Origin of the sequence: Okeania hirsuta, assembly GCF_003838195.1 — a bacterium.
GTDB classification, from domain to species: domain Bacteria; phylum Cyanobacteriota; class Cyanobacteriia; order Cyanobacteriales; family Microcoleaceae; genus Okeania; species Okeania hirsuta.
In genome coordinates, this window is sequence record NZ_RCBY01000428.1 from 1 (window position 1) to 3399 (window position 3399).

Here is a 3399-nt window from a genome sequence, read left to right on the forward strand (position 1 = left end):
AGGTGTTGGTGCAGATTTCCTCTCTGGAGACCTTGGTGCAGATACAATTTCAGGAGGAATAGGGCAAGATACCTTTAATATTACTCGTGATTCAGGAGGTCCTGGAGTTAGCAGTGCAGATTTTATTAATGACTTCAGTAACGAAGATTTAATCGGTCTTAGCAATGGTTTGAGTTTTGAAGAACTAAGTATTTTTGCATCAGAAGACAACCCCGATAACACTATTATTAGTGTCGGTGGTACGAACGGCAATTTTTTGGCAGTGCTAGAAGGAGTTGAAAGTAGCACAATAGACTCCAGGACCTCCTGAATCACGAGTAATATTAAAGGTATCTTGCCCTATTCCTCCTGAAATTGTATCTGCACCAAGGTCTCCAGAGAGGAAATCTGCACCAACACCTCCTGCTAGTGAGTCTGCATCTTTTCCTCCAAAAAGTACATCATCTCCTGTATTACCTTCTAGAATATCTCTACCTGTTTCACCAAATAATGTATCTCCACCATCATTCCCTAATAAGCGATCGTCACCCGCTCCACCAACTACTGTATCATTACCGATGTCCCCAGCAACAAAATCATCCCCCCGGTCGCCGAATAATAGATCGTCCTCTCCACCACCGACAATACTATCATTCTCTTTACCTCCATAGATAGTATCGTTGCCTTCTTCTCCCCAGATAGTATCACTGTCGCGATCGCCAAATAATACGTCACTACCACTACCTCCGAACAGAGAATCTAAATCTTTGCCACCTCGTAAACTATCATCTCCCGGACCACCGTCTAGAAAATCATTTCCGGCATTTCCGTTCATTTGGTCTTGACCTTCATCTCCCAGGAGAGCGTCATTTTCATCTAGAGCAAAAACTGTATCATCTCCAGACAATGCTAAAATTGTATCTGCTACTGTACTCCCAATGATGGAGTCGCTGAAAATACTTCCTTCTGCTAAACCTCGAATAAAAATTGTTGATGGTAGTTCGACTTGTTGTTTGACTCTTTCTGTTTGTGCCATTTTAATTTTTCCTGATAATTGCTATGAGATAAAAGGGAGTAGGGAGTAGGGGAAATAATTGATAATTTCTGTGGGATAATTAATTTGATTTTTTATTATCTTTATCCCTTATGGGTTTAATACCCCACCGTCAGCGGGGGTGCAAATGCGGTTGGTGGGGTGAGAATCCCCATCGACTCCATTCTCCTGACTCCTGACTCCTTCTTCAATGGAGATGTCTATTTTTTTATAGACAACGGAATAGAAGTAAGGATATTCAGTTAGACAATAGGGGAAAAAGGTTGAAATTTACTCCCATACTCCCCACACTCCCCTATTCCCTGTTGCCTGTTGCCTGTTGCCTTATATAAACTCAAAATCACCAGCATCAATAATGGTTGAAATTTGGTCTTCTTCAGGTTCAATAGACTGAAGTATACCCAACTCAAAAGCAGGAACACTGTCATCAGCTAAACTTGTGTCATAACCAAAGACATATTTTCCACGTTGACCATTGAGGTAAACAAAGAAAGCAGGGCGATCGCTGGAGCCATTTTGTACATTTAAGGCAGCATTGACTGCTTGTGCATTATCAAACTTACCTTCAAAAATAATCAGTTCTGCATCACCGATACTCTGACCTTCCGATCCTATATTCTCATCCTGGAGAATTACACTAGAAAAACCGCTATTAGTTAAACCGCCAAAGTTAGCAGATGTAAATAGTAATGTATCATCATCACCTGGTCGGTCGAAATCTCTGACTGTATCTATACCTTGGTCTGCAACTTCATAGAAGAAGAAATCATTCCCGGCACCACCTGTCAGTCGATCGGAACCAGAACCTCCAGCTATAGTATCATTACCAATGCTACCGTCAATTCCATCATTGTCATCACCACCTTGGATACTATCATCTCCTATATCACCCAAAATGATATCCTGACCCGGACCAGCGTCGATAGTGTCATTACCATCATCACCAACCAGAGAGTCATCACCTTCTTCTCCAAATATTGAATCGTTCTCTGAACCACCTAAAACTGTATCTGCTCCTGCTCCACTACTAATAGTATCGTTGTCTGAACCACCGTCTATTAGATCGCTACCGTCTCCACCAGTTACGGAGTCGTTGTCAGCTCCACTGCGAATGGTATCGTTACCCGCATTGCCAGCTATGGTATCGTCACCATCTGCTCCTAGAAGAGAGTCGTTACCTTCTCCTCCAGTCATACTGTCGCTGCCTTCTCCTCCTAAGAGGTTGTCGTTACCAGCATCTCCAGAAATGCGATCATTGCCTGTATCTCCAGAAATGCGATCATTGCCATCACCACCAAATAAACTATCGGAACCATCACCACCTCTGAGATTATCTTGTTGACTGCCACCAAATAGACAGTCATCACCAGAGTCGCCTAACAGAGAGTCGCTTCCTTCACCACCATCTATATAGTCGCTGCTACTGAGACCATCAATACTATCGTCTCCTGCTAATCCCAAAATATTATTACTTAGGGCAGTACCAGTGAAGTTATCCGCTTCATTGGTTAATGTTTTAGTATCATCTACAATACCAATACTAAATGAGTTGGGAGGAACCTGACCCCCGGCAACATCAGAGACTGTGTAGGTAAAAAAGTCACTACCTGCCGTATCATCTGGAGTAAATTGTAGTAAGTTATTGTTAATATCTTCTTGAGTGAAGGTATCTCCCTCCCGTAAACGAGAACTATCTCCTATTCTCAGGTCGCCTAAGTCTGGAGCATCAGTAATTGTGTATATTAACTCATCAGGAGAATTATCAGCATCAGATGCTTGCAAATTATTGGAATTTATAAACCGTATACCTGAAGCAGCTTCTACTACTATGCCAGTATTGTTAACTAACTCTGGCGATCGGTTAATTGTAATTGTCACATTAGCAGTATCGCTACCCCCATTACCATCGCTGATAGTGTAGCTGAAACTTTCTGTACCTACAAAACCATCATCTGGAGTATATTCAAATAACCCATTGCTTTTCTGCACTAACTCTCCATTGGAGACTGATGTAAAATCAGTTACTGTTAGAGGATCGCCGTCAGGATCGGAATCGTTTTCTAATACATTAAATTCTACTAATTTACTTTGACTAGTTGCTACTTCGTCATCTGCTGCATTTGGTCTGCGGTTAGGAATGGGTGGAGGTGTTGGTTCTGGTGTTGGTTCTGGTGTTTCTGTCGGTTCTGGTGTTTCTGTTGGTTCTGGTGTTTCTGTCGGTTCTGGTGTTTCTGTCGGTTCTGGTGTTTCTGTCGGTTCTGGTGTGCCTGTAGGGTCTGGTGTTTCTGTTGGTTCTGGTGTGCCTGTAGGGTCTGGTGTGCCTGTAGGGTCTGGTGTGCCTGTAGGGTCTGGCGTACCTGTGGGAG

At 42.8% G+C, this 3399-nt stretch carries 2 protein-coding genes and 1 pseudogene; 1 reads left to right on the forward strand and 2 read right to left on the reverse strand.

The annotated features are described in order from the left end of the window. Positions 1-310 (forward strand): annotated as a pseudogene (locus D5R40_RS36595) (chemotaxis protein CheB); the annotation flags it as partial. On the opposite strand, the gene D5R40_RS31340 reads toward D5R40_RS36595, so the two are convergent. Then, on the reverse strand, positions 266-1015 hold the full coding sequence (locus D5R40_RS31340) for a calcium-binding protein (RefSeq protein WP_124155755.1): 750 nt from the start codon (positions 1013-1015) through the stop codon (positions 266-268). The pseudogene D5R40_RS36595 and the gene D5R40_RS31340 sit on opposite strands and share 45 nt — an antisense overlap. Before the next feature lie 342 nt (positions 1016-1357). Next, the coding region (locus D5R40_RS31345) for an Ig-like domain-containing protein (RefSeq protein WP_192901336.1) at positions 1358-3399 on the reverse strand (2042 nt) is incomplete at its 5' end.

What these genes read in the sequence shown, in the direction of transcription:
- D5R40_RS31340 (WP_124155755.1), bottom strand. Translation starts at nt 1,015, where the DNA reads ATGGCACAAACAGAAAGAGTCAAACAACAAGTCGAACTACCATCAACA.